Annotated in this window: 25 protein-coding genes and 1 pseudogene; 9 read left to right on the top strand and 17 right to left on the bottom strand. The window is 61.2% G+C overall.

The window, feature by feature from the left end; genetic code table 11:
* Positions 1-52 precede the first annotated feature (52 nt).
* The 6 genes from ACLH0H_RS07120 to ACLH0H_RS07095 all read left to right on the top strand — a co-directional run bounded on the left by ACLH0H_RS07120 (position 53) and on the right by ACLH0H_RS07095 (position 8,124).
* Positions 53-1,732, top strand: coding sequence for a glucan biosynthesis protein G (locus tag ACLH0H_RS07120; protein ID WP_394329484.1), 1,680 nt, complete (start codon positions 53-55; stop codon positions 1,730-1,732).
* A complete protein-coding gene (mdoH, locus tag ACLH0H_RS07115) occupies positions 1,725-4,295 on the top strand; it encodes a glucans biosynthesis glucosyltransferase MdoH (protein WP_076951702.1) in 2,571 nt (856 codons plus the stop codon). Before ACLH0H_RS07120 ends, mdoH begins: the two co-directional genes overlap by 8 nt.
* A gap of 185 nt (positions 4,296-4,480) precedes the next feature.
* The gene (locus ACLH0H_RS07110; protein WP_411381496.1) at positions 4,481-5,281 is read left to right on the top strand and encodes a transporter substrate-binding domain-containing protein; all 801 of its coding nucleotides are present in this window, start codon (positions 4,481-4,483) and stop codon (positions 5,279-5,281) included.
* 220 nt (positions 5,282-5,501) lie between these two features.
* Positions 5,502-6,299 carry a transporter substrate-binding domain-containing protein gene (locus ACLH0H_RS07105; protein WP_411381495.1) on the top strand — a complete coding sequence of 266 codons (798 nt, stop codon included), beginning with the start codon at positions 5,502-5,504 and terminating at the stop codon, positions 6,297-6,299.
* Positions 6,300-6,437: 138 nt separating this feature from the next.
* Positions 6,438-7,397 carry an amino acid ABC transporter permease gene (locus tag ACLH0H_RS07100; protein ID WP_411381494.1) on the top strand — a complete coding sequence of 320 codons (960 nt, stop codon included), beginning with the start codon at positions 6,438-6,440 and terminating at the stop codon, positions 7,395-7,397.
* Entirely contained in the window at positions 7,390-8,124 is a 735-nt protein-coding gene (locus ACLH0H_RS07095; RefSeq protein ID WP_411381493.1) for an amino acid ABC transporter ATP-binding protein, read from the top strand. The genes ACLH0H_RS07100 and ACLH0H_RS07095 overlap by 8 nt, the downstream gene beginning before the upstream one ends.
* On the opposite strand, the gene ACLH0H_RS07090 is transcribed toward ACLH0H_RS07095, so the two are convergent.
* The 12 genes and pseudogenes from ACLH0H_RS07090 to ubiE all read right to left on the bottom strand — a co-directional run bounded on the left by ACLH0H_RS07090 (position 8,119) and on the right by ubiE (position 18,242).
* On the bottom strand, positions 8,119-10,026 hold the full coding sequence (locus ACLH0H_RS07090; RefSeq protein ID WP_411381492.1) for a methyl-accepting chemotaxis protein: 1,908 nt from the start codon (positions 10,024-10,026) through the stop codon (positions 8,119-8,121). The genes ACLH0H_RS07095 and ACLH0H_RS07090 overlap by 6 nt on opposite strands.
* Before the next feature lie 128 nt (positions 10,027-10,154).
* Complete coding sequence (locus tag ACLH0H_RS07085) at positions 10,155-11,018, bottom strand: methyl-accepting chemotaxis protein (RefSeq protein ID WP_370879632.1); 864 nt, start codon at positions 11,016-11,018, stop codon at positions 10,155-10,157.
* Positions 11,013-11,981: pseudogene (locus ACLH0H_RS07080) on the bottom strand (methyl-accepting chemotaxis protein); the annotation flags it as partial. The gene ACLH0H_RS07085 and the pseudogene ACLH0H_RS07080, both read right to left, overlap by 6 nt.
* Positions 11,982-12,264: 283 nt before the next feature.
* Positions 12,265-12,972, bottom strand: coding sequence for a 16S rRNA (uracil(1498)-N(3))-methyltransferase (locus ACLH0H_RS07075; protein WP_411381491.1), 708 nt, complete (start codon positions 12,970-12,972; stop codon positions 12,265-12,267).
* Positions 12,969-13,760: a twin-arginine translocase subunit TatC gene (gene tatC / locus ACLH0H_RS07070; RefSeq protein ID WP_411381490.1), complete on the bottom strand. Its 792-nt coding sequence runs from the start codon at positions 13,758-13,760 to the stop codon at positions 12,969-12,971. Before tatC ends, ACLH0H_RS07075 begins: the two co-directional genes overlap by 4 nt.
* Positions 13,757-14,164 (bottom strand): Sec-independent protein translocase protein TatB, encoded by a 408-nt coding sequence (tatB, locus tag ACLH0H_RS07065; protein ID WP_411381489.1) that lies wholly within the window; start codon positions 14,162-14,164, stop codon positions 13,757-13,759. Before tatB ends, tatC begins: the two co-directional genes overlap by 4 nt.
* A 10-nt stretch (positions 14,165-14,174) precedes the next feature.
* Complete coding sequence (locus tag ACLH0H_RS07060) at positions 14,175-14,453, bottom strand: twin-arginine translocase TatA/TatE family subunit (RefSeq protein ID WP_017738835.1); 279 nt, start codon at positions 14,451-14,453, stop codon at positions 14,175-14,177.
* A 26-nt stretch (positions 14,454-14,479) separates the two neighbouring features.
* The gene (locus ACLH0H_RS07055) at positions 14,480-14,812 is read right to left on the bottom strand and encodes a phosphoribosyl-ATP diphosphatase (protein ID WP_003209299.1); all 333 of its coding nucleotides are present in this window, start codon (positions 14,810-14,812) and stop codon (positions 14,480-14,482) included.
* Position 14,813: 1 nt separating this feature from the next.
* The gene (gene hisI, locus ACLH0H_RS07050) at positions 14,814-15,206 is read right to left on the bottom strand and encodes a phosphoribosyl-AMP cyclohydrolase (RefSeq protein ID WP_411381488.1); all 393 of its coding nucleotides are present in this window, start codon (positions 15,204-15,206) and stop codon (positions 14,814-14,816) included.
* A 41-nt stretch (positions 15,207-15,247) separates the two neighbouring features.
* Positions 15,248-16,852: a ubiquinone biosynthesis regulatory protein kinase UbiB gene (gene ubiB / locus ACLH0H_RS07045; RefSeq protein WP_411381487.1), complete on the bottom strand. Its 1,605-nt coding sequence runs from the start codon at positions 16,850-16,852 to the stop codon at positions 15,248-15,250.
* On the bottom strand, positions 16,849-17,472 hold the full coding sequence (locus ACLH0H_RS07040) for an SCP2 domain-containing protein (protein ID WP_411381486.1): 624 nt from the start codon (positions 17,470-17,472) through the stop codon (positions 16,849-16,851). Before ACLH0H_RS07040 ends, ubiB begins: the two co-directional genes overlap by 4 nt.
* Positions 17,472-18,242 (bottom strand): bifunctional demethylmenaquinone methyltransferase/2-methoxy-6-polyprenyl-1,4-benzoquinol methylase UbiE, encoded by a 771-nt coding sequence (ubiE, locus tag ACLH0H_RS07035; RefSeq protein ID WP_003171186.1) that lies wholly within the window; start codon positions 18,240-18,242, stop codon positions 17,472-17,474. Before ubiE ends, ACLH0H_RS07040 begins: the two co-directional genes overlap by 1 nt.
* A 145-nt stretch (positions 18,243-18,387) precedes the next feature.
* Here ubiE and ACLH0H_RS07030 point away from each other — a divergent pair, with 145 nt between their 5' ends.
* The 3 genes from ACLH0H_RS07030 to ACLH0H_RS07020 all read left to right on the top strand — a co-directional run bounded on the left by ACLH0H_RS07030 (position 18,388) and on the right by ACLH0H_RS07020 (position 20,094).
* Positions 18,388-18,663, top strand: a complete 276-nt coding sequence (locus ACLH0H_RS07030) for a polyhydroxyalkanoic acid system family protein (protein ID WP_411381485.1) — start codon at positions 18,388-18,390, stop codon at positions 18,661-18,663.
* A gap of 105 nt (positions 18,664-18,768) precedes the next feature.
* Entirely contained in the window at positions 18,769-19,191 is a 423-nt protein-coding gene (locus ACLH0H_RS07025) for a phasin family protein (RefSeq protein WP_411381484.1), read from the top strand.
* Positions 19,192-19,203: 12 nt separating this feature from the next.
* A complete protein-coding gene (locus ACLH0H_RS07020) occupies positions 19,204-20,094 on the top strand; it encodes a phasin family protein (RefSeq protein WP_411381483.1) in 891 nt (296 codons plus the stop codon).
* 74 nt (positions 20,095-20,168) lie between these two features.
* Here ACLH0H_RS07020 and ACLH0H_RS07015 read toward each other — a convergent pair whose 3' ends face one another.
* From ACLH0H_RS07015 to ACLH0H_RS06995, 5 genes are all read right to left on the bottom strand, one after another.
* Positions 20,169-20,789 (bottom strand): TetR/AcrR family transcriptional regulator, encoded by a 621-nt coding sequence (locus ACLH0H_RS07015; RefSeq protein WP_411381482.1) that lies wholly within the window; start codon positions 20,787-20,789, stop codon positions 20,169-20,171.
* 28 nt (positions 20,790-20,817) lie between these two features.
* Positions 20,818-22,500: a class II poly(R)-hydroxyalkanoic acid synthase gene (gene phaC / locus ACLH0H_RS07010; protein WP_411381481.1), complete on the bottom strand. Its 1,683-nt coding sequence runs from the start codon at positions 22,498-22,500 to the stop codon at positions 20,818-20,820.
* Between the two features lie 89 nt (positions 22,501-22,589).
* Positions 22,590-23,435 (bottom strand): poly(3-hydroxyalkanoate) depolymerase, encoded by an 846-nt coding sequence (gene phaZ, locus ACLH0H_RS07005; protein ID WP_186687638.1) that lies wholly within the window; start codon positions 23,433-23,435, stop codon positions 22,590-22,592.
* 166 nt (positions 23,436-23,601) lie between these two features.
* A complete protein-coding gene (gene phaC, locus ACLH0H_RS07000) occupies positions 23,602-25,281 on the bottom strand; it encodes a class II poly(R)-hydroxyalkanoic acid synthase (RefSeq protein ID WP_411381480.1) in 1,680 nt (559 codons plus the stop codon).
* 250 nt (positions 25,282-25,531) lie between these two features.
* Complete coding sequence (locus tag ACLH0H_RS06995; protein WP_411381479.1) at positions 25,532-25,909, bottom strand: gamma-butyrobetaine hydroxylase-like domain-containing protein; 378 nt, start codon at positions 25,907-25,909, stop codon at positions 25,532-25,534.
* Between the last annotated feature and the right edge of the window lie 6 nt (positions 25,910-25,915).

The following is a 25,915-nucleotide window of genomic DNA, read 5'->3' as shown; positions in this document are numbered from 1 at the left end:
TGTTAGTCCCTGTAATGCACCAAAATTGTCTGCCAAACGGTTACGAAACGCACTGGTGACGGGCTCTGCCCTGTTTTGCCTGTTCGGCGCGGGTCAACTGTGGGCATTCAGTCTGGATGATGTGTCGGCCAAGGCGAAAGAGCTGGCCGGGCAGAAATACGAAGCTCCGCGCAGCAATCTGCCGAACGAATTCCGCGAAATGAAATTCGCGGACTACCAGAAGATTCGTTTCCGCAACGAAAAAGCCGAGTGGGCCGATCAGAACACCCCGTTCAAGCTGTCCTTCTATCACCAGGGTATGCATTTCGATACGCCGGTGAAAATCAACGAAGTGACCGCCGACAGCGTCCAGGAAATCAAATACGACCCGTCGCGTTTCGATTTCGGCGACGTGAAGTTTGATCCCAAAGCCACCGAACAGCTGGGTTATGCCGGTTTCCGTGTGCTGTACCCGATCAACAAGGGCGACAAGCAAGACGAAATCATGACCATGCTCGGCGCCAGCTATTTCCGCGTCGTCGGCAAGGACCAGGTCTATGGCCTGTCCGCCCGTGGCATGGCTATCGATACCGCGCTGCCGTCCGGTGAAGAGTTCCCGCGGTTCACCGAGTTCTGGATCGAACGTCCAAAGCCGGGTGACAAGCACCTGGTGATCTTCGCCCTGTTGGACTCGCCGCGCGCTACCGGTGCTTATCGCCTGATCCTGCGCCCGGGCACCGACACGGTCGTCGACGTGAAATCCCAGATGTTCCTGCGCGACAAGGTCAGCAAGCTGGGCGTTGCCCCGCTGACCAGCATGTTCCTGTTCGGCGCCAACCAGCCGTCCAAGGTCCTCAACTACCGTCGCGAACTGCACGACTCCAGCGGCTTGTCGATCCATGCCGGTAACGGCGAGTGGATCTGGCGCCCACTGAACAACCCTAAACACCTGTCGGTCAGCAATTTCAGCGTCGAAAACCCGCGCGGTTTCGGCCTGCTGCAACGTGGCCGCAACTTCAGCCACTACGAAGACCTGGACGACAACTACGACAAGCGCCCAAGCGCCTGGATCGAGCCCGAAGGCGATTGGGGCAAGGGTTCCGTCGATCTCGTCGAGATCCCGACCGCCGATGAAACCAACGACAACATCGTTGCCTTCTGGAGCCCGGAAAAACTGCCGGAAGTCGGCCAGCCACTGGATGTAGCCTATCGCCTGCACTGGACCTTGGATGACGCAGCGTTCCACTCGCCGGACAGTGCCTGGGTCAAGCAGACCCTGCGCTCCACCGGTGACGTCAAGCAGTCCAATCTGATCCGTCAGCCGGATGGCAGCGTCGCTTACCTGGTGGACTTCGAAGGCCCGTCCCTGAAAAAACTGCTGCCGGACGCTCCGGTGCGCAGCCAGGTGAGTGTCGGTGACAATGCTGAACTCGTTGAAAACAGCGTGCGTTACAACGAACACACCAAAGGCTGGCGTCTGACCCTGCGCATGAAGATCAAGGACGCAGGCAAGCCGACCGAGATGCGTGCCGCGCTGGTGCAGGATATTCCTCAGTCCGAGCCTGAAAGCGCCTCGACCCATGTGCTTAAGGCCGACAAAGTCCTGGCCAAGCAGCACGAGAAACAGGCCAAGAAAGACGCCAAGGACAAGGAAGCCAAGCAGCCAGAAGCTGTCCCAGCCACGCCGGAGCCGATCAAGACCGAACAAGTCCTGACCGAGACCTGGAGCTATCAGTTGCCTGCCGATGAGTAATTCTCAAGTAACGCCCGAGACTTTGTCCGAGTATCTGGCGCATCTTCCGATGACCGCTGAGCAGCGCGCCGAACTGGCGGGCTGCTCATCCTTCAGCGAATTGCACGAGCGCTTGTCGTCGAAGGCATTCGACGCACCTGCCGATGCCGCCCAGGCCTCGGTGGGTCGGCGCTTGACCCTCAACACCGCCGAAGAGCTGCAAGACGCCGAAATGCTGGCGCTCGACGCCAGTGGCCGTGTGTGCCTGAAGGCCACGCCGCCGATTCGGCGTACCCGCGTGGTACCGGAGCCGTGGCGCACCAATATCCTGGTGCGCGGCTGGCGCCGTATTACCGGGCGCAGCAACCCGCCGAAACCGCCGAAGGATGAACGGGTATTGCCGGCTGCGCGCTGGCGCACCGTCGGTTCGATCCGCCGCTACATCCTGCTGGTGCTGATGCTGGGCCAGACCATCGTGGCCGGCTGGTACATGAAAGGCATCATGCCGTACCAGGGCTGGTCGCTGGTCGACTTCGACGAGATCCGCAACCAGACCCTGCTGCAAACCGCGACCCAGGTACTGCCCTACGCCCTGCAAACCAGCATCCTGATCATGTTCGGGATCTTGTTCTGCTGGGTGTCGGCGGGTTTCTGGACGGCGTTGATGGGCTTCCTGGAGTTGCTCACCGGTCATGATAAATACCGGATTTCAGGGAAAAGTGCCGGCGACGAGCCGATTCCGAAAGACGCCCGCACCGCGCTGGTGATGCCGATCTGCAACGAAGACGTGCCCCGGGTATTCGCCGGTCTGCGCGCCACGTTCGAATCGGTGGCCGCCACCGGTGACCTGGATCGCTTCGACTTCTTCGTACTCAGCGACAGTAATGACGCCGATATCTGCATCGCCGAACAGCAAGCCTGGCTCGACGTGTGCCGTGAAGCCGGTGGTTTCGGCAAGATCTTCTATCGTCGTCGTCGCCGTCGCGTAAAGCGCAAGAGCGGCAACCTCGACGACTTCTGCCGTCGCTGGGGCGGTGACTACAAATACATGGTCGTGCTCGACGCCGATAGCGTCATGAGCGGCGAATGCCTGACCAGCCTCGTGCGCCTGATGGAAGCCACGCCGGACGCCGGGATTATCCAGACCGCGCCACGTGCGTCGGGCATGGACACCCTGTATGCGCGCATGCAGCAGTTCGCCACGCGCGTATACGGCCCGCTGTTCACCGCCGGCCTGCACTTCTGGCAGTTGGGTGAATCCCACTACTGGGGTCACAACGCGATCATCCGCATGAAGCCGTTTATCGAGCACTGCGCCCTGGCGCCATTGCCGGGTAAAGGCGCGTTTGCCGGCTCCATCCTGTCCCACGACTTCGTTGAAGCAGCGCTGATGCGCCGTGCCGGCTGGGGCGTGTGGATTGCCTATGACCTGCCGGGCAGCTACGAAGAGTTGCCGCCGAACCTGCTGGACGAACTCAAGCGTGACCGTCGCTGGTGCCACGGCAACCTGATGAACTTCCGCCTGTTCCTGGTCAAGGGCATGCACCCGGTGCACCGCGCGGTGTTCCTGACCGGCGTGATGTCCTACCTGTCGGCGCCGTTGTGGTTCCTGTTCCTGGTGCTGTCCACGGCCTTGCTGGCGGTGAACACGCTGATGGAGCCGCAGTACTTCATGGCCCCGCGCCAGTTGTACCCACTGTGGCCTCAATGGCATCCGGACAAGGCGGTGGCGCTGTTCTCCACCACCATCGTGTTGCTGTTCTTGCCGAAACTGCTGAGCATCATCCTGATCTGGGCCAAGGGCGCGAAAGAGTTCGGCGGCAAGTTCAAGGTGACGATGTCGATGCTGCTGGAGATGCTGTTCTCCATGCTGCTGGCGCCGGTGCGGATGATTTTCCACACCCGCTTCGTGCTCGCGGCGTTCCTTGGCTGGGCCGCCACCTGGAACTCGCCCAAGCGTGACGACGACTCGACCACCTGGGGCGAAGCGTTCAAGCGTCACGGCACCCAGACTCTGCTTGGCTTCCTGTGGGCGCTGCTGGTGGTGTGGTTGAACCCCAGCTTCCTGTGGTGGCTGGTGCCAATCGTCGGTTCGCTGATGCTGTCGATTCCGGTATCGGTGATTTCCAGCCGCGTGAACCTGGGCCTGAAGTCGCGCGACGCGAGCCTGTTCCTCATCCCTGAGGAATACAATCCGCCGCAGGCGTTGCTGTCCACCGACAAGTACACCCACGAAAACCGTTGGCACGCGCTGCACGACGGCTTTGTGCGCTCGGTGGTCGACCCGCAGCAGAACGCCCTGGCCTGTGCCCTGGCGACCTCGCGTCACGGTAAAGCCGAGCCGATCGAGTACCTGCGTGCCGAGCGCGTGCGCCATGCGTTGAAAGTCGGCCCTGCCGGCCTTAACAATGCCGAGCGCGTAGCCTTGCTCAGCGATCCGGTCGCCCTGGCCCGCTTGCACGAGCAGGTCTGGAGCGAAGGTCACCCCGAGTGGCTTGCCGCCTGGCGCGACTCGATCAAGGCTGACCCGCACGCGCCGTTGCTGCCACTGCAACCGCAATTGGCCCTGGCCCAACCGGCCTGATTCAGACACCCCCGAGGGTTCACCTCGGGGGTGTTTGACGCTGCGGTCCTACAGCGTCCCCTGCGCTTTCCGCGCCGCCCTAACCCCTTGTTATTTCGAAACAAAAGACCCTCGTCCGAGGTGTATTGCCGTGCCTGCCGCTGAGTTAGCATCGCCCCGAATTTGACTTGGCCACGGGGATATTCATGAGCAAGGGCTTTTGTTCGGCGCTGCTGATAAGCGCTGTCGCATTGATTCACATGGGCCTCGCGCAGGCGGGCGCGATTGACGACGCCGTTCGGCGTGGCGTGCTGAAAGTAGGCACCACGCCCACCTACGTTCCTTTCGAAATGACGGATAAACAGGGGCACATCGTCGGCTTCGAAATCGACCTGCTCAAGGTCATGAGCCAAGCGCTCGGGGTGGAGCTGGAGTTGGTCGCGGTGCCCTACACCGAGTTGGTGGCGGGGCTGCTGGCGAAAAAATTCGACCTGATCGGCAGCGGCATGACCGTCACCCAGGAGCGCAACCTCAAGCTCAACTTCAGCGATTCGTTCATCGTGGTCGGCCAGTCGGTGTTGTTGCACCCGCGCCTTGCGGGCAAGGTCAGCAGTGTCGAAGACCTGGACGACGCCAGCTACCGGATCGCAACCACCGAAGGCACCACCGGTGAGTCAGCCGCGCGACGGTTCCTGGGCGCGGCCCGGCTCAGCACCTTTGCAACGCCGGAGGAGGGCGTGCGCCAGGTGGTGCTGGGCCAGGTCGATGCCTTCATTCATGACGCGCCCTATAACCTGATCGCCTTGAGCCGCCCGGAAAACGGCGCGCTGCTGGCGCTCGAGCAACCCTTCACCTTTGAGCCGCTGGCCTTCGGCTTGAAGAAAGGCGATTTCGACAGCCTCAACTGGATCAACCATTTTCTCAACCAGGTCGCCCAGGACGGGACCTACGATCACCTGCACGACAAGTGGTTCAGGGACACCGCCTGGATGAAAGAAATCGATTGAAAGTCATAACTGCTTACACATCAATCCGTTGCCGCCGCCCTCGGCGCGCGCGTCTACGCCTGCGTTCTGTCGCACCCTTGTGGAGCTTTTCCGACATACGCTGATAACAAATAGCCGTGAAACCTTTGTGGCACGAGACGAGTGGGTTAGGATCGCACCCCGAAATGGTGCAGCCCTTTTTGCGCGCCGACCTTACAAGAATCGTTCAGGGGACTTGATGATGAAAAAGTATCTTTCGATGCTGCTGCTTGGCGTCACCGCGCTGGTCGCAGCCAACGCCGCCCAGGCCGGTGCGATCGATGATGCGGTCAAGCGCGGCACGCTCAAGGTCGGCATGGACCCGACCTACATGCCGTTCGAAATGACCGACAAGCGCGGTGAAATCATCGGTTTTGAAGTGGACATCCTCAAGGCCCTGGCCAAGTCCATGGGCGTCAAGCTGGAGCTGGTGTCCACCGGCTACGACGGCATCATCCCGGCCTTCCTGACGGGCAAGTTCGACATGATCGGCAGCGGCATGACCCTGACCCAGGAACGCAACCTGCGCCTGAACTTCAGCGAACCCTTCATCGTGGTCGGCCAGACCCTGCTGATTCGCAAGGAGCTCGAAGGCACCATCAAGTCCTATAAAGACCTGAACGACGAGAAATACCGCCTCACCTCCAAGCTCGGCACCACTGGTGAGATGGTCGCCAAGAAGCTGATCTCCAAGGCCAAGTACCACGGCTACGACAACGAGCAGGAAGGCGTGCTGGACGTGGTCAACGGCAAGGCCGATGCCTTTGTGTATGACGCGCCGTACAACGTGGTGGCCGAGAAGAAAGTCGGCAACGGCAAGCTGGTGTTCCTGGAAGAACCCTTCACCTTCGAACCCTTGGCGTTCGGCCTGAAGAAAGGCGACTACGACAGCGTCAACTTCATCAACAACTTCCTGCACCAGATCAAGAACGACGGCACCTACGATCGTATCCATGACAAGTGGTTCAAGAGCTCCGAGTGGCTCAAGGACATGGAATAAAGGCTGACACCCTGATCGTTCCTACGCTCCGCGTGGGAATGCAGCCCGTGACGCTCCGCGTCACAAAGCGGACGCAGAGCGTCCAGTGATGCATTCCCACGCAGAGCGTGGGAACGATCGCAAATCCCGGAACTTGAAATGAAACAGAAAAAAGCCCAATGGCCCTGGCACCTGCTGACCGTGGTCGTGCTGGTCGGCCTGGCGGGCGCCTTGTACTACGCCACGTCGATGATGTCCTACGAATGGCGCTGGAACCGCGTCCCGCAGTATTTCGCCTATCAGGCTGAAGAGGCCCAGCGGGCGGCGGATATCTCGACCGTGATCGAGCTGGTCCGCAAAGGTGACGTGGCCGAAGTCACCCTGCGCAACGACGCGGGCGCCGAGCAAAAGGTGACGGTCGCCGACAACAGCCTGCAAGTGGGGCGCGGCGATGACGTGGCCGAAGGCGATGTCATCGGCGTCAACCGCCACTGGGCGCTGGGTCCGCTGATGTGGGGCTTGTGGACCACGCTGTGGCTGTCGGTGGTGTCCGGTATCCTTGGCCTGGCGATCGGCTTGGCGACCGGCCTGTGCCGTTTGTCGAGCAACCCGACCCTGCGCGATCTGTCGACGATCTACGTCGAACTGGTGCGGGGCACGCCGCTGTTGGTGCAGATCTTCATTTTCTATTTCTTCATCGGCACGGTCCTCAACCTGTCCCGGGAGTTCGCCGGGATCGCCGCGCTGTCGCTGTTCACCGGCGCGTATGTCGCGGAGATCGTGCGCGCCGGGGTGCAGTCCATCACCCGTGGCCAGGACGAGGCTGCTCGTTCCCTAGGCTTGAGCGCCAGCCAGTCGATGCGCCATGTGGTACTGCCGCAGGCGTTCAAGCGCGTGCTGCCGCCGCTGGCCGGGCAATTCATCAGCCTGGTGAAAGACACCTCGCTGGTTTCGGTGATTGCGATCACCGAGCTGCTCAAAAGCGGCCGCGAAGTGATCACCACCTCGTTTTCGCCGTTTGAAATACTGTTCTGTGTGGCAGGCCTGTACCTGCTGATCAACCTGCCGCTGTCGAAAATGGCCAGCCGGCTTGAGCGGAGGCTCGCGCAAAGTGATTGAAGTCCGCGATCTGGTAAAAGTCTTCGATACCCGTGGCCATGTGGTCCGCGCGGTCGACCACGTCAGCACCAGGGTGGCGAAGGGCGAAGTGCTGGTCGTGATCGGCCCGTCCGGCTCCGGCAAATCCACGTTCCTGCGCTGCCTCAATGGCCTGGAGGAATTCGACTCAGGCTCGGTGAGCATCGACGGCCTGCAACTGGCTGACCCGAAGACCGACGTCAACGCTTATCGCCGTGAAGTCGGCATGGTGTTCCAGCATTTCAACCTGTTCCCTCACATGACCGTGCTGGAAAATCTTTGCCTGGCGCAAAAGGTCGTGCGCAAGCGCGGCAAGCAAGAGCGCGAAGCCAAGGCCCTGGCGCTCCTGGAAAAGGTCGGCATTGCGCAGAAGGCCAATGAGTTTCCATCGCGCCTGTCCGGCGGCCAGCAGCAGCGTGTCGCGATTGCTCGCGCATTGGCGATGGCGCCCAAGGTGATGCTGTTTGACGAGCCCACCTCGGCGCTGGACCCGGAAATGGTCGGCGAAGTGCTGGATGTGATGAAGACTCTGGCCCTGGAAGGCATGACCATGGTTTGCGTCACCCACGAGATGGGCTTTGCCCGTGAAGTGGCCGACCGCGTGCTGTTCTTCGACCATGGCAAATTGCTGGAAGATGCGGCGCCGGCCGCGTTCTTCGAGGCACCGAAAGACCCGCGGGCCCAGGCCTTCCTGCGTCAGGTCCTATAACCTGAACTTGCCGACCAGGGCCTGCAGGTCCACGCTCAACTTCGTCAACTGAACGCTGGCGGCCGCGGTTTCCTCACTCGCGGTCGCGGTCATTTGCGACACATCCCGCACCTTCATGACGCTGCGATTGATTTCCTCGGCGACGGCACATTGCTGCTCGGCGGCTGCGGCAATCTGCGGGTTCATTTCCTGGATGATCGAGACCCTGAGGATAATCGCCGCCAATGCATCGCCGACATCGCGGCTCAGGTCGACGCTGTAGTCGGTCAAGGCGCGGCTGCCGTCCATGATATCCGCCACCTGCTGGGTGCCGGTGTGCAGCCCGCTGATCAGTCCCTCGATTTCTTCCGCCGATTCCTGCGTGCGCTGGGCAAGGCTGCGCACTTCATCGGCGACCACGGCGAACCCTTCGCCGGCGGCCCCTGCGCGCGCGGCTTCAATGGCGGCGTTAAGGGCCAGCAGGTTGGTCTGTTGCGACACCGATTTGATGACGTCCAGCACGCCGCCGATCTTTTGGCTCTCGCGTTGCAAGGCAATCATCGCCTGGCTGGCGCGCGCCATTTCATGGGCCAGGTGGCCAATTTGTTCCACGGCTTGCCCCACGACCTGGTCGCCGGCGGTGGCCTGCTGATCGGCCTCATTGGCCGCTTTTGAGGCCTCTTCGGCATGTCGCGCGACCTCCTGGGCGGTGGCGAGCATTTCGTTCATCGCGGTCGCCACCTGGTCTGTTTCATCCTTCTGGTTGCTGATGCCTGCGCGGGTCTGCTCGGTGACGCTCGACAGCTGTGTGGCGGCGCTGGCGATCTGCCGGGCGCTGTCACCGATGCCGCTGATCAGCCTGCGCAGGTTGCGGGTCATGTCGCCGATGGTTTGCTGCAGTTGGCCTAGCTCATCTCGGCGCTCAACCTGTATGTCGTGGCTGAGATCGCCTTGCGCGATGCGGTTGGCCCAGGCCAGCACTTGGCGCAGCGGCATCGCGATCTGCCGGGCGATCCACCAGGCAGCCAGCGCGCCGAGCAACAGGGCTGCAACGGTGACGCTGATGAGCAGCGTCCGGGTGTGGTCTGCTTCCCTGTCGCGCTTGAGGGTCTGGCTCTGGTCCACGGCTTCGCTGTGTTCAAGCAGTTGGTTGAGTTGCTGTTCAAACCGGTTCTGCGCGGTTTCGGTGTTGAGTTGAGCCTCCTTGAGCATTATCAACTGCGCGTGATAGTTCGCCAGGTCGGTTTTTAGCAAGGTTGAGTCGGCGGGCAGGCTGGTCACGGCGGCCTGAGCGACGTCCAGGGCATCGAGGGCATTGCCGACCGCTTCGGCATAGGCTTGCAACGAATCGGCGCTCCAGGCAGGGCTTTGGGCCTTATCCTCGGCTTGCTCCATGGCTTGGCGCAGGTTTTCGATGGCATCCAGTGCCTTCTGGTCTTGTTGGTCAGGCAGTTCACTGGCCAGCTGTGCGAGGGTGTCACTGGCCTGCAGTGCGGTTGCATGGAGTGGCGGGCGAATGCTGTCGCGTTGTTCGATCAACGGCGGCAACTCGACGAGCGCCGCTTTGAAATCATCGACAAGGCGTTCCGCCGCTTGAATGCGCTGCAGGTCGCCTGGGTCTTTCAGGTGGGTGGCCAGATAACCCAGATGCTGGTCGATGGTTTCGATCTGCCGGGCCATCTTGCCCAGGCTGGCGGCGTCGGTGAGGGTGCGGTAAACGATGCGGTCGGCGCGCATGGCCTCCGCGACCGCCGTCAATTGGCCCAGGGCCGACAGGTTGCTTGAGCGAAAAAGTACCTGGTTCAAGGCCTGCCAGCCAGTTACGGCAATGACCAGGCTGAGAAGCAGCACCTGGCCGAAGCCCAGGGCGAGTTTGATGCGGACGCTGGCGTTCGCCAGCAAGCGGGTCAGCCGAGGAAACATGGTGAACCTCCAGATCTGAAAAAGCGTGTCGACCAACGCTAAATCGATTCGGAGTGATGGCGGGCTGATAACTGCGTAGGAATTTTCACAAGTTGCGGCGGCCGAGAGTGGCCGCCGCGTAGGAGGGGTCAGATACGGAAGCGCCCGACCAGGGTCTGCAGGTAGATGCCCAGGCGCGCCAGCTCCGCGCTGGACGCGGCGGTTTCTTCACTGGCCGCCGAGGTTTGCTCCGACACATCGCGCACGTTCAGCACGCTGCGGTTGATCTCTTCGGCCACCGCGCTTTGCTGCTCGGCGGCTGTGGCGATCTGCGAGTTCATCGCCTGGATGGTCGAGACCGTGCGGGTGATGTTCGCCAGTGCGCTGCCGGCACGGCGGGTCAGCTCGACGCTGCTGTCGGTCAGGCCACGGCTGTTGTCCATGATGGTTGCGACCTGCTGGGTGCCGCTTTGCAGGCCGACGATCAGCTCTGCGATCTCCTCGGTGGACTTCTGCGTACGCTGAGCCAGACTGCGCACTTCATCGGCCACCACGGCGAAGCCACGCCCGGCTTCACCGGCACGCGCGGCTTCAATGGCGGCGTTGAGGGCCAGCAGGTTGGTTTGCTGGGCCACCGACTTGATCACGTCGAGCACGCTGCCGATCTTGTCGCTTTCGCGCTTGAGGTCGCCCATGGCAACCGTGGAGTTGCCCACTTCGGTGGCCAGGCGTTCGATCTGGGCGATGGCTTCGCCGACCACCTTGTCGCCCTCGCGAGCCTGCTGGTCGGCGGCCACGGCGGCTTCGGAGGCTTCCTCGGCGTTGCGCGCCACTTCCTGCACGGTGGCGGCCATTTCATTCATGGCGGTGGCGACCTGGTCGGTCTCGATCTTCTGACTGTTGACCCCGGCGCTGGTCTGCTCGGTGACGGCGGATAATTGCTCGGCGGCGCTGGCAATCTGAGTGACGCCTTCGCTGATGCCACCGATCAGCTCACGCAGGCCGACCGTCATGTTTTGCATGGCGCGTTGCAACTGGCCCATTTCGTCCTGGCGCTCGGAGATCAGGTTGTGGCTCAGGTCGCCCGAGGCGACCCGCTCGGCCACGTTGAGCGTCTGCGCCAGCGGCACGATGATCTGCCGGGTGATGACCCAGGCGGCAACCAGACCGAAGATCAGCGCCAGTACCGCAGCCAGCAGCAACAGTTGCTTGGCGTTCGCAGCGTCCGCGTCACGCACCACCGTTTGCGAAAGGGTCAACTTGTTACTGCGGTCCAGCAGTAGGTCGCCTTGGGTGCCCATGATTTTCAACGCTGCGGCGCTGGCCACCTGAGAGTCGCGGTATTGGCTGACCGCCGCGCGATAGGCTTGCAACGACACGCTGGCCTGTTGCAGGTTGGTCGAATATTGTTCAGGGAGTTGACCGTTGAGGCCGGTGATTTTCTTCAGGGCGTTATCGATGGCGTCCAGCGCGGGTTGTTCGGCCTCGACCTTGCCGCTGTAGGTATAGCCGCGCACCTGGAACCGGGCTTGCTGGATCAGTTTGCTCAACTCGACGATGCTGTTGAACTGGCTGACGCTGTCGCCCTGCAGCAGGGCTTTTTCGACGTCGCCGACCTTTTGCACCGCGTTGTCGGCGGTATCGCCCAATTTGCTGCGAGCGTTTTCTCGATTGGCCCCGGCCTGGACCATGGCGTCAAACGCGCGCTTGTACTGGTCGACTGCGGCCAGTTGGTCGTCGATCAAGGCAATATCGGCGGGCTGTTCAATCAACGTGCGGGCTGTCTTCAGGCCGCTGTCCAGCTTGCCCAAGTAGTCATTGACCGCCGCCGGGCCCTGTTCGCCACGGCGCATTTCAAAGTCCAGGCGCGCGATGCGCAAGTCCTTGGTCAGGTCGTTGAGGCTGGCGATATAGCCCAGCTTGTCCCCGCGACTGATCACGCCGGAGAGTCCGGTCCAGCCGGTGAAGGTGATCATCAGCGTGAGCAGCAACACCAGGCCAAAGCCTACGCCCAGCTTGGTTTTGACGCTGACATTCCCCAGCTTTTCGGCTAACCAACGATACATGCTGCAAACTCCCTTGGAACAAGGTTTGGACTTATTGCAGGGCTATCGGCACGAGCGCAGGATTCTATAGCGACACAAATCCAATGTGGGAGCGGGCTTGCTCGCGAATGCAGAGTGTCAGCCGATACATATTCGACTGATACACCGCATTCGCGAGCAAGCCCGCTCCCACATTTTGTTATGTGTCAGACAGTTAGAAGAGCCGGGCGAGCAGGGCGGTGACGGCGGTTTCGACCCGCAGGATGCGCGCGCCGAGTTGGACCGGTTGCAGGCCGGCCTTGGCCAGCAGGTCCACTTCGTAGGGAATCCAGCCGCCTTCCGGGCCAATCGCCAGGGTGACCGGCTCGTCCAGCCCGCGCGGGCAGGCCGGGTAATCACCGGGGTGGCCGATGAGCCCCAGGGTGCCTTCGGTCAGCGCGGGCAGGCGGTCTTCGACGAACGGTTTGAAGCGCTTTTCGATGACGATCTCGGGCAGCACCGTATCCCGCGCCTGTTCCAGGCCCAGGATCAATTGCTCGCGAATCGCCGCGGGTTCCAGGAACGGGGTTTGCCAGAAGCTCTTTTCGACGCGATAGCTGTTCACCAGCACCACCTTGGGCACGCCCATGGCGGCCACCGTCTGCAACACCCGGCGCAGCATTTTCGGACGCGGCAGGGCCAGCAGCAGGGTCAGTGGCAGTTTGGGCGGCGCTGGCTGGTCGAAGCCTACTTGCAGTTCGGCTTCGCCGGCCTCCAGTCGCAGCAGTCGGGCATTGCCCATCAGCCCGCCGATACGACCGACGCGTAGGCTGTCACCTACGGCCGCGCGGTGCACGTCCTGCATATGCACCAGGCGCCGATCACGCAGCACCACGCGGTCGGCCGCGATGAAATCGGCCTGCTCAAGCAGCAGCAGGTTCACGGCTGGGTCGCTGGCGGCTGGTCGTCGTCGGCGGGTTGGTCATCCGGGTGCTCGCCACGCTTGCTGATCAGTGCGCTGAACAGGATGCCGATCTCGAACAGCATCCACATCGGCACGGCCAGCAGGGTCTGGGAGAAGATGTCCGGCGGCGTAAGGATCATGCCGACCACGAAGCAACCGATGATCACGTACGGGCGGATCTTTTTCAGGTACGCCACGTTGACCACGCCGATCCACACCAGCAGCACCACGGCTACCGGGATTTCGAAGGCCACGCCAAAGGCGAAGAACAGCGTCATCACGAAGTCGAGGTAGCTGGTGATGTCGGTCATCATCTCCACGCCGGCCGGGGTGGCGGCGGCGAAGAACTTGAAGATCAGCGGGAACACCAGGAAGTAGGCGAACGCCATGCCTGTGTAGAACAGCAGGATGCTCGACACCAGCAACGGCACCGCGATGCGCTTTTCGTGCTTGTACAGGCCCGGTGCGATGAAGCCCCAGATCTGGTGCAGAATCACCGGGATCGCCAGGAACAGCGAGACCATCATGGTCAGCTTCAGCGGCGTGAGGAACGGCGACGACACATCGGTGGCGATCATCGTCGCGCCCGCTGGCAGGTACTGGCGCAGCGGCGTCGAGACGAAGGTGTAGATCTGCTGGGTAAAGGCGAACAACCCGGCAAAGATGATGAAGATCGCCGCTACGCAACGCAGCAGGCGGGTACGCAACTCGGTAAGGTGCGAGACCAGCGGCATATGCTGGTCGTTTTCCGGTTTATCAGCGCTCATGGGGCTCGCGGCGGCAATGTAGGGTCATGGGGCGCGGGCGACGCAACGGGCGTCGGCGCAGGCTCGGTCGGTGCGGGTGCGGCGGGCTTCGCGTCGGCGATGGGCGCAGGGGCGATGCTCTGCTCGGCCACGGGCTCGACCGGTTTGGCGGGCTCCTGCACGGGCGATAGAATCTTCCGTGCTTCCTGCTCCAACGACAAAATGTGCTCGTTGTGCAGTTGCCGACGAATCTCGTCGGCGCCGATTTCCCGTTCAACTTCCTGTTTGATCGCATTGAAACTGCGTTTCAGGCGCCCGATCCACAGGCCGGCCGTGCGCGCGGCACCGGGCAGGCGTTCCGGCCCCAATACCAGCAAAGCCACGAGGCCGACGAGCAGCAGTTCAGAGAAGCTGATACCAAACATTAGTCAGTGCTCACGAGTCTTTGCGGGTCGGCTCTTCGACTTTCTCAGCCTGCACGTCGAAGGTACGACGCTCGGTGATCGGCTGGGCGGCCTGCGGGTGCACCGGCTGTGCGGGCGGCACTGGGTTGGCGGCCGGGTCGGCGGGCTTTTCGTCGTCATTCATGGCTTTGCGAAAGCCCTTGATCGACTCGCCGACATCGGTGCCCAGGTTCTTGAGTTTCTTGGTGCCGAACACCAGTACCACCACCACCAGAATGACGATCCAGTGTTTCCAGTCAAAAATACCCATGCTGCAAATCCTCGAGTCTTAGTTATTCAAGCGGACGGGCGTGATGCCTTCTCGGCATGCCCGGACAAGCCGAAGCGACGGTCCAGTTCATCGAGCACGGCCTGCGGATGCTGCCCCAGTTGAGCGAGCATGACCAGGCTGTGGAACCACAGGTCGGCGGTTTCGTAGATCACATCGCTGCAGTCGCCGCTGATTTGCGCGTCCTTGGCGGCGATGATGGTCTCGACGGATTCTTCGCCGAGTTTTTCCAGGATCTTGTTCAAGCCCTTGTGGTACAGGCTGGCGACGTAGGAGCTGTCGGCGTCCGCGCCTTTGCGGTCTTCCAGCACCTGGGCCACGCGGTTCAGGGTATCGCTCATGTCAGTGTCCTGCCGAATAGATGGCGTGCGGGTCTTTGAGCACCGGCTCCACGATCTTCCACTCGCCGTTCTCGAACACGCGATAGAAGCAGCTGTTACGGCCGGTGTGGCAAGCGATGCCGCCGATCTGTTCGACCATCAGGATCACCACGTCGGCGTCGCAGTCCAGGCGCATTTCGTGCAGGGTCTGCACATGCCCGGACTCTTCGCCCTTGCGCCACAGTTTGCCACGCGAACGTGACCAGTAAATGGCGCGCTGCTCAGTGGCGGTGAGGCTCAGGGCCTCGCGGTTCATCCAGGCCATCATCAGTACGCGCCCGGTCTTGTAGTCCTGGGCAATGGCCGGCACCAGGCCGTCACTGTCCCACTTGATCTCGTCCAGCCAGTCTTTCATGTTCGGCTCCGGCAATTTGCGACAGTGTATAACCGGATTGGCTATCGACGCACGATCAGATAAACACCCACGGCAACCATGGCGCCCGCCGGCCAGTGGCCCAGTTGGTTCAACGGGCCGCCGATGGCCAGCATCACCCCGCCCACCAGGTGCGCGGCGCCCAGCAGGCGCAGGAACCAGTCGTCCTTGCGTTTGCGCCACGGTGGCTCCGGGTCCTTGGCATGGGGCTGGGACATGCGCTCCAGCAAGTCGCGGGTCATGTTGGCCAGGTGCGGCAGCTGTTCCATCTGGCTGTGCAGGTTGCCCAGCATGGTTTTCGGGCTCATCCGTTCACGCATCCAACGTTCCAGGAACGGTTGGGCGGTGCTCCACAGGTCGAGGTCCGGGTACAACTGGCGACCCAGGCCCTCGATGTTCAGCAGGGTTTTTTGCAACAGCACCAACTGCGGCTGCACTTCCATGTTGAAACGCCGTGCGGTCTGGAACAGGCGCATCAGCACCTGGCCGAAGGAAATATCCTTTAACGGTTTTTCAAAGATCGGCTCGCACACCGTGCGGATCGCCGCTTCGAATTCGTTGAGCTTGGTTTCCGCCGGCACCCAGCCCGAATCGATGTGCAACTGCGCCACGCGGCGATAGTCACGCTTGAAGAAGGCGAACAGGTTGCGTGCCAGGTAGTCCTGGTCTTCCGGGGTCAGGCTGCCGACGATGCCGCAGTCGATCGCAATGTACTGCGGGCTCCACGGGTTGACGGTGCTGACGAAGATGTTGCCCGGGTGCATGTCGGCATGGAAGAAACTGTCACGGAACACTTGGGTGAAGAAGATCTCCACGCCACGCTCGGCCAGCATCTTCATGTTGGTGCGCTGGTCGGCGAGGGTCGCAAGGTCAGTGACCTGCACCCCATAGATGCGCTCCATCACCAGCACTTTGGGGCGGCACCAATCCCAATACACTTGCGGCACGTACAGCAGTTGCGAGCCTTCGAAGTTACGTTTGAGCTGGCTGGCATTGGCGGCCTCGCGCAGCAGGTCGAGTTCGTCGTAGATGGTTTTTTCGTAGTCGGCGACCACGTCCACCGGGTGCAGCAGGCGCGCATCGGCCGAGAAGCGCTCGGCGGCGCGGGCCAGGATGAACAACCACGCCAGGTCCTGGCCGATGATCGGCTTGAGGCCTGGGCGAATCACCTTCACCACCACTTCTTCGCCGGTCTTGAGCTGCGCCGCGTGCACCTGTGCGACTGAGGCCGAGGCCAGCGGCTCGACGTCGAAACGGCTGAATACGTCGCTGATCTTCTTGCCCAACTGCGCCTCGATGAGGTTCATCGATTGCTGGGAATCGAAAGGCGGCACGCGATCCTGCAGCAGCATCAGCTCATCGGCGATGTCTTCGGGCAACAGGTCGCGGCGGGTCGAGAGGATCTGCCCGAACTTGATGAAGATCGGCCCCAGATCCTGCAAGGCCAGGCGCAGGCGCGCACCACGGCTCAGCTCGAGCTTTTTGCGCGGCAGCCAGCGCCACGGCAGCACATAACGCACCGCCAGCAGGAACCACGGCAGGGGCAGGGCGAACAGCAAGTCATCGAGGCGGTAGCGGATTACGACGCGCTGGATACGAAACAAACGGCGGACGGCGAGCAGCTTCATGCGTTATCGCTTGGATCAAGGGAACGGCTCAGGCGCTCGAAGCGGGCCTCGAGGCGTTCCAGGTCGATTTTGGCCTTGTCGAGTTCACGAAAGCGCGCTTGCGCTTCCCGTTCTCCGACCAGGGTGCGCGATTCTTCGCTCAGGTATTCGGCGAGGTTCTGGCTGAGGCTGGCGAACCCTTGCTGGTACCAGCGCGATTGACTACGCAGATGCCCGCTGAGCAACTGGGTAGCCACCGGGCCGATCCAGCGCGACAGCTCGTATTCCCAGTCCAGTTCCAGGTCTTGCAGCACCGCGGCCAGGTCCATCAGCACCGCGCTGTCGCCCTCCAGCTCCACTTCGGCGCTGTGCAGGATGGCGGTTTTGTTGCGGCTCATGGCCAGGTGCACCAGGCTCGAGGCCGGCGCACGCAGGGTGCAGTCGGCGTCGGCGGCCCATTGGGTCGCCAGCGTCAGGCCTTCATCGCCGGGCAGGATAAACAGCTGCAACGCGGGGCTGCGACAGTCGACGGCAATGATTTTGCCGTTCAGGTGCGCCAGCCGCGCCAGGGCGGTGCTGTCCAGGCGCAGCACACGGTTGAGGCCGTGTTCCGCGCTTGCGAGAAGACCTTGAAGCAACATCAGGGCTTGATGCCGCGGTGCAGGGCGACGATACCCGAGGTCATGTTGTGGTAGGTCACGCGGTCGAAACCGGCCTCTACCATCATCGACTTGAGGGTTTCCTGGTCGGGGTGCATGCGGATCGATTCGGCCAGGTAGCGATAGCTTTCGGCATCATTGGTGATCAGCTTGCCCATCAGCGGCATGAAGGCGAACGAGTAGGTGTCGTAGACCTTGGACATCAGCGCGTTGGTCGGCTTGGAGAACTCCAGCACCAACAGGCGGCCGCCCGGCTTGAGCACACGCAGCATCGAGCGGATCGCGTCTTCCTTGTGGGTGACGTTGCGCAGGCCGAAGGCGATGGTCACGCAGTCGAAATGGTTGTCGGGGAACGGCAGTTTTTCCGCATCGGCCTGCACGAATTCAATATTGCCGGCCACGCCTTTATCCAGCAGGCGGTCGCGGCCGACCTTGAGCATCGAACCGTTGATGTCTGCCAGTACCACCTGGCCGGTCGGGCCCACGAGTTTGGAGAATTTGGCCGCCAGGTCGCCGGTGCCGCCGGCGATGTCCAGCACGCGGTTACCGGTGCGCACGCCGGACAGCTCGATAGTGAAGCGCTTCCACAGGCGGTGCATGCCGCCCGACAGCACGTCGTTCATCAGGTCGTACTTGGCGGCTACGGAGTGGAACACCTCAGCGACTTTTTCCGCTTTTTGGCTTTCCGGTACGTTCTTGAAGCCGAAGTGAGTGGTGGGTTCGGCATCGCTGCCTTTGCGCTGATCAGTCATATCGCTGTCACCAGAAGAGAATGCGGCACATGATAATCCCCAAGGCCTGCTTTGTCTTGGCAAGGCTGCAGGTAAGATAGGTCATCTCAGAGACCTTTTGCCGCACGGAAGGTTTTACCACTGGCTATAAAGAGGAGTCATGGCAATGGCCCGTATTACCGTTGAGCGCGCACATAACCTGGGTAAAGAAGCCGCACGGGCAAAGGCCGAACAGTTGGCAAGCAAACTTCAGGAGCGTTATGGCCTGGAGTCGTCGTGGTCCGGTGATACCTTGAGCCTCAGGCGTTCGGGGGTTAAGGGCACTGTGTTAGTCGCCGATGATTCGTTGCGCATCGATGTGGAACTGGGCCTGTTGATGTCGGCCGTGAGTGGCACGCTCAAATCCGAAATCGAGAAAGCCCTGGACAAGGCGTTGGCTTGATCAATTTGTTGTTAGGGTGCCGATTCTAATTATTCCTCCTACTTTGTGCCCAAGCCCGCAACTCCTGTGGGCCGTTCCTCCCCCCTATCCTGTGTGAGGCGAACCATGGCCAACGTTATCCTGAAGAAAAAAATCGACGCCCGGACCACTGCCCCAGGCGACGTCAAGTCCTACGCCCGCAGGATCTGGCTGGCGGGACTGGGTGCCTACGCCAAGGTTGGAAGTGAGGGCGCAGAGTACTTCAAGGAACTGGTTGAAACCGGTCAACATATTGAAAATAAAGGCAAAAAAGTTGCAGTTGAACAACTTGAGGCTGCCAACAGTCAGATGGACCAAGTAAAGAGTAATGTCTCAACCCTCAAAGGTCTGGTAGAAGTTCAGCTGGATAAAGTTGAAAAAGCTTTTGATACTCGTGTTGCAAGTGCCTTGAATCGAATCGGCATTGCGTCTAGACATGACGTTGAGACACTCTCTGCTAAGCTCGAAGAGCTGACGACATTGCTAGAACGTGTCGCGCGTAAACACTAAGGAGACATCCGGATGGCTGTTAAAAAGACTACTCAGAAAGAAGGCAGCTCGTGGGTCGGGGAAGTTGAAAAATATTCCCGTAAGATCTGGCTTGCTGGTTTAGGCGTGTACTCGAAGGTTAGCAGTGACGGTGGCAAATACTTCGAGACCTTGGTCAAGGACGGCGAAAAGGCCGAGAAGTTGACCAAAACCACGGTGGGTAAAAAAGTTGATGCGGCCAAGACAACTGCCGGTTCCGCCAAGTCGAGCATTTCCGACACGTGGAGCAAGTTGGAAGAAACCTTCGATAAGCGCCTCAACAGTGCTATTTCGCGACTGGGCGTGCCGAGCAAGGCAGAGCTGAAGACGCTGCACAGCAAGGTCGATACCCTGACCAAGCAAATCGAAAAACTGACCGGCGCGAAAGTAGCTCCCGTAAAAGCGGCCGCTGCCAAACCTGCAGCCAAGCCGGTGGCTAAAACCGCAGCGGCCAAACCCGCGGCGAAAGCTGCAACCAAGCCTGTGGTCAAAGCGGTTGCGAAACCCGCTGCCAAAGCTGCGGCCAAGGCGGCTGCGAAACCTGCCACGAAAACTGTAGCTGCCAAGCCGGCCGCCAAGCCGGCTGCAAAACCAGTTGCCGCTAAAGCGGCTGCCAAGCCTGCAGCCAAGGCCGTCGCTAAACCAGCCGCTAAAACCGCAGCTGCAAAGCCCGCAGCCAAGCCGACCGCCGCGAAACCTGCCGCAGCCAAGCCAGCGGCAAAACCAGCCGCCGCGAAGAAGCCAGCGGCAGCGAAAAAACCGGCAGCCGCCAAGCCTGCTCTTGCCGCGTCTACTGCGTCCGCAGCCAACTCAGTGTCCGCACCGACCCCCGCCGTTACCCCGACTGCAACGCCGGCAACTCCGACGCCATCCAGTCAGTCCTGATTTTCCCCAGGGCGCAAATAATGCCCGGCCTGCAAAGGTCGGGCATTTTTTATGTGTGAGAGCGGGCCACATTTTTAGTCCGTGACATCCAGGTACTTCAGTGCCAGGCGCTCGGTCGCCAATCTCGCCGGCGGCAAGAGGTGCGGCGCGACCAGCATCATTACCTGATAGACCACCACCTGCACCTCGCCCTTGCGGTCGAGGATGCGCTGGTAGTCCAGGGAAAACAGCAGCGTCATGGTGATCTGTTCCACCAGTTGGCCAAGCGCCTGTGTATCGCTGACCAACTGTCCCGTCGCCTTCAAACGCGCTAGCAAAGCCGCCAGGGTGCGCTTGAGCGCCGTCAGCAGGTTGCGAATGCCCTTGGCCAGCTTCGGCAGGCGTCCAGCGAGGTTCGACAGGTCCTGGAACAGGAAGCGGTAGTGGGCCATGCGCTCGACGATCAGGTGCAGGAACAGCCAGTAATCCTCAGGCTTTAGTTGCGCATCGGCCGGTGGGTCGAGCATCGGTGCCAGTTCAGCTTGAAAACGCTCGAACAGACCGAGTACCAACGGTTCCTTGCCATGAAAATGATAATAGAGATTGCCGGGGCTGATCCCCATTTCATTGGCCACCTCCATGGTCGAGACATTGGGTTCGCCCTTTTGGTTGAACAATTGCAAGGCACATTCAAGGATACGGTCGCGGGTCTTCATCCAGCCTTCTTAACGGTGTCGGTTGAACTCAACGCACGCGCACATAGGTGCCTGGCGCCGCTTCCATCGGTGGGTAATTCTGGTTGCCCAGGGCGGTGAGGGTTTCTCGTTGTACGCCCGAGCGTTGCTGGATCCATGTCAGCCACTGCGGCCACCAGCTGCCTTCGACGTGGCTGGCGTCGTAGTACCAGGCGCGCGGGTCGCTGCTCAGCTTTGGGTTCTCGACGTAGTTGGCCTTGGGGTTGCCCGGCGGGTTCAGGATGCTTTGGATATGCCCGCTGTTGGACAGCACGAAGCGCCGCTCGCCGCCCAGCAACTGGGTCGAGCGGTACACCGCGTCCCACGGCGTGATGTGGTCGTTGATGCCGGCTACGCTGAAGCTGTCCACGGTGACCTTCTGCAAATCGATCGGCGTGCCGCACACTTCCAGCCCACCGGGATGGCTGAGGGGGTTGTGCTTGAAAAAGTCCAGCAGGTCGCCGTGCAGCGCGGCGGGCAGACGCGTGTTGTCGTTGTTCCAGTACAGGATGTCGAAGGCCGGCGGCTCCTTGCCCAGCAGGTAATTGTTGATCCAGTAGTTCCAGATCAGGTCATTGGGGCGCATCCAGGCGAACACTTTGGCCATGTCGCGGCCGTCCAGCACGCCTTGCTGATAGGAACGGCGCTTGGCGGCCTCCAGGGTCTGCTCGTCGGCGAACAGTGTGGCGGGGCTGTCGATCTGGCTGTCCAGCAGGCTCACCAGGTAGCTCGCGCTGGAGATGCGGCGCAACTGGCGTTTGGCTTGCAGGTGGCCTTGCAGCGCGGCGATGGTCAAGCCACCGGCGCAGGCGCCCATCAGGTTGACCTCGCGGGCTTTGGTGATCGCCCTGCATGCGTTGAGCGCCTCCTCCAGCGCGGCGACGTAGGTGGAAAGCCCCCATTCGCGATGGCGCACATCCGGGTTGCGCCAGCTGACTATGAACGTCTGCAGGCCATTTTTTAACGCGTACTGCACAAAGCTGTTGGCCGGGCTCAGGTCGAAAATGTAGTACTTGTTGATTTGCGGCGGCACGATCAGCAGCGGCTTGGCGTACTGTTTTTCGCTCATGGGCTTGTACTGGATCAGCTCCAGCAGCTCATTGCGAAAGACCACCGAACCGGGTGTGGTGGCGACCGTCTTGCCCACCTCGAACGCATGCTTGCTCACCTGGCGCGGCAGGCCGTTGTTGTGCAGCAGGTCTTCGAACAGGTGGCTCGCGCCGCGCACCACGCTGTGACCGCCGGAGTTGAGCAGTTCCTTGATCGCCAGCGGGTTGAGCAGGGTGTTGGAAGGCGAGACCGCATCATTGAGCAGCGAGAAGGCGAAGTGCGCACGGGCTCGGTCATCGGCGCCCAGGGCGCTGTCATCGATCCAGTGGCGCGTCTGCTTCTGCCAGCTCAGGTAGGCCTGCAAGCTGCGCCGGTACAGAGGGTTGAGTGTCCAGGTGGGGTCGATGAAGCGGCTGTCATTGGGGTTGGGTTCGTGCACGGTTTCACCGAGCAGCACGCGGCCCAGTTGACCGCTCAACGCCAGGGCATGACGAGCCGTATGCAGCGGGTTGCGCAAGCCATGGGCAGCAACACTGCGCAGGGTCGACATCAGGTCGCGACCGCGCAGCCCGGTAATCGCACTTTGCGCATTGATGAACGCAGCGGGGGTGGGAGCCGGGTCCGTCATGGGTCTTTCTCGCATGAGCCAACACTCCTTCGTCAAGCCATCAAACAGGCACGCCAATCCAGAACCATAGTCGGTTCCTGGCAAGTTGCGCGGCGGTGTGGTCCTTACACTGCCGGTCGCGGATGAATCACTGCACGCATGCGCTCCTCTTGCAGGAATTTCATGATGATCGGCGCCACGGCCTCGGCCCGAGTGATCAGGAACAGGTGGCCATCATCGATGATGTGCAGTTGGGCATTGGGGATGCGCCAGGCCAGCATGCGCATGTTTATAAGCGGGATCAACGGGTCGTCGTCGCCCGCCAGCACCAGGGTGGGCTGGCGGATCTTGTGCAGCCAGTGGATGCTGGTCCAGCCCAGCCCGGCGAACAATTGCCAGTAATAGCCCAACTTGCCGGCCGAGCGCACTTTGCTTGCGTGTTCGGCGGCCAGTTTTGCATCGCGGCGGAACGAGCCGCCGTAGATCATCGGCGCGATGCGCACCACGTGAGACGGCTGGATATAACGGCGTGGGCTGGCCATCAGCCATAACACTTTGGGTTTGCCCGGTACCATCACCGCACCCGCTGCCGTGGCTGCCAGGATCAATTTTTTGCAACGCTCTGGGTAGTCATAGGCAAATTGCTGCGCCAGCGCCCCGCCCCAGGACACGCCCACCGCGTTCACCTGTCCGTAGTCGAGGTAATCGAGCATGCGCGCGGTGAGCTTGGCCAGGCCGGGAAAACGGTAGGGCCGGTTGGGCGTCGAAGAACCGCCCACGCCGGGGACATCGAAGGCGATCACTTCCAGGTCCGGGTCCAGCGCCTGGACGAACGGAAACACCAGCTCAAGGTTGGCGCCGATGCCGTTGAAGATCAGCAGCGGCGTCAAGTGAGGCTTGCCCGGGCGCACCGCCGTGCGGATGGCCTGGCCATCCAGGTCGATGGTGCGAAAGATGAACGGTTGCGGCATGCTCAAGCCCTGTGAAGTGTGACAGCCGGAATGCGATCTGAATGTGGGAGCGGGCTTGCTCGCGAATGCGGTGTGTCAGTACCAGATGTGTTGCCTGACACACCGCATTCGCGAGCAAGCCCGCTCCCACATTTGGATCTCATTTCAATCACAAAATGTGTGTGGATTAGCGTTCATGCACATAAGTACCCGGCGCAGCCTCGGCAGCGGCGTAGGTTTTATTACCCAAACTCGCCGGCGCTTTCTTCAACATACCCGCCCGCTCCGCCTGCCACGCTTGCCAATGCAGCCACCACGAATCCGTATGCTTGGTGGCATTTTCCTGCCATTCCAACGGTTTCGCCGCCAGGCTGTCGCTGGTCTGATACCGTGCCTTGGGGTTGCCTGGCGGGTTGAGAATGCTCTGAATATGCCCGCTGCTGGACAGCACGAACTCGACCTTGCCGCCAAACAGTTGCGCCGACTTGTAGCAGGACTGCCACGGTGTGATGTGATCGTTGGTGCCGGCCAGTGAATAGATATCGGCCGTGACTTGCTTGAGATCGATGGGCGTGCCGCACACTTCCAGCGCGTTGGCGCGTACCAGCGGGTTGTTCTTGAACAGTTCGATCAGGTCGCCGTGGAACGCCGCCGGCAGGCGCGTGGTGTCGTTGTTCCAGAACAGAATGTCGAACACCGGTGGCTCATTGCCCAGCAGGTAGTTGTTGACCCAGTAGTTCCAGATCAGGTCATTGGGGCGCATCCAGGCGAACACCTTGGCCATGTCGCGGCCTTCCAGCACGCCGGCCTGGTAGGAATGGCGTTTGGCGGCTTCCAGCGTCTGCTCGTCGACGAACAGCGCCACCTGGGTGTCCAGCGTTGTGTCCAGCACACTCACCAGCAAGGTCAGGGCGTTGACCTTCTTCTCCCCCAGCGCCGCATAGTGACCGAGCAGCGCGGTGCAGGTGATGCCACCGGAGCAGGCGCCGAGCATATTAATGTCCTCGCTGCCGGTAATCGCCGTGACCACATCGACCGCTTCCTTGAGCGCCTCGATATAGGTCGACAGCCCCCACTCGCGCTGGGCCTTGGTCGGGTTGCGCCAACTGACGATGAAGGTTTGCTGGTTATTACGCAGGCAGAAGCGCGCCAGGCTCTTTTCCGGGCTCAGGTCGAAGACATAGAATTTGTTGATCTGCGGCGGCACCACCAACAGCGGTCGCTCGTGCACCTGTTCTGTTATCGGCTTGTACTGGATCAGCTCCAGCACGTCGTTGCGAAACACCACCGCGCCTTCGGTGGTGCCCAGGCTCTTGCCCACTTCAAAGGCGCCCATGTTGACCTGGCTCGGCATGCCGCCGTTGTGCACCATGTCCTTGGCCAAGTGGGACAGGCCATCGAGCAGGCTTTTGCCGCCGGTTTCAAAGAAGCGCTTGACCGCCGCCGGGTTGGCCGTGCTGTTGGTGGGGGCCATGGCTTCGGTCATCAGGTTGATCACGAAATGGCCGCGGCTGATGTCCTGTTCGGACAGGTTGCTGTCGCCGATCCAGTCGTGCAGCTCCTTGCGCCACGCCAGGTAGGTCTGCAGATAACGTTTGTAGAGCGGGTTCTGGCTCCAGGCAGGGTCATGGAAACGACGGTCGTCGCTTTCGGGCACCAGCTGCGACTTGCCGAACATCACATTCTTGAGTTCCACGCCAAAATGCGCGACGTGCTTGACGCTGTGCAACGGTTGCTTGATGGCTTGGGTCAGCACCATCTTCGCCGAGGCGAGCAAGTCCTTTTTGCGTAACGCGATGATCGGGTTGAGCCCCAGGGTGTTTTCCGAGGCCTGGCGTTTCAAGTCATCGTTATTCTTGTTACTCATCTACGACGCTCCATTGTCCGAAAGACGAGTACCGGCGATGGCGATGCATCCAGATTGCGATCCACAACACACGCCAGGTACTGCGACTCGGGTGACCGTTGATACCGCATCGTCAAATGCAGGGAACTTGCCAGCTCCATTGGTTACCCGAGTTTAATTTTTTTCGCAAGCGGACCCATCATTGGTCCCGCGACAGGGCATTCAAGCAGATGAAATTAGAAAATGCCCTCTAAAGAGCAAGACGCCTGGGCTAGAGCATCAGCCGCACGACCGATTCACTCGGGTCGCGGGTTTTGCCGGCCGCTTTGAGTTCAGCGAGGTAGTCGGCCCACAGCGCGTCCTGACGCACGGCTAGCTGGTAGAGGTAGTCCCAGGTGAACAATCCGCTGTCATGCCCGTCGTCGAAGGTCAGCTTCAGTGCGTACTGGCCGGCCGGTTCGACCTTGGTCAACCGGACGTTGAGCTTGCCGAATTGCAGGATGGGTTTGCCGTGGCCCTGGACCTCGGCGGAAGGCGAGTGCACCCGCAGGAATTCGGCGGGCAACTGGTAGGTTTCGTCGGGGCCGTAGGTGAGGCCGAGGGTGTTTGAGGTTTTGTGCAGGTTTACAGCAGTGGGGAATTTGGCCATTGGTAA

This window comes from Pseudomonas sp. MPB26 (assembly GCF_046605355.1).
GTDB lineage: Bacteria > Pseudomonadota > Gammaproteobacteria > Pseudomonadales > Pseudomonadaceae > Aquipseudomonas > Aquipseudomonas cedrina.
The sequence above is the reverse complement of the archived record's forward strand: the minus strand, read 5'-3'. Positions and strand labels throughout refer to the sequence as shown.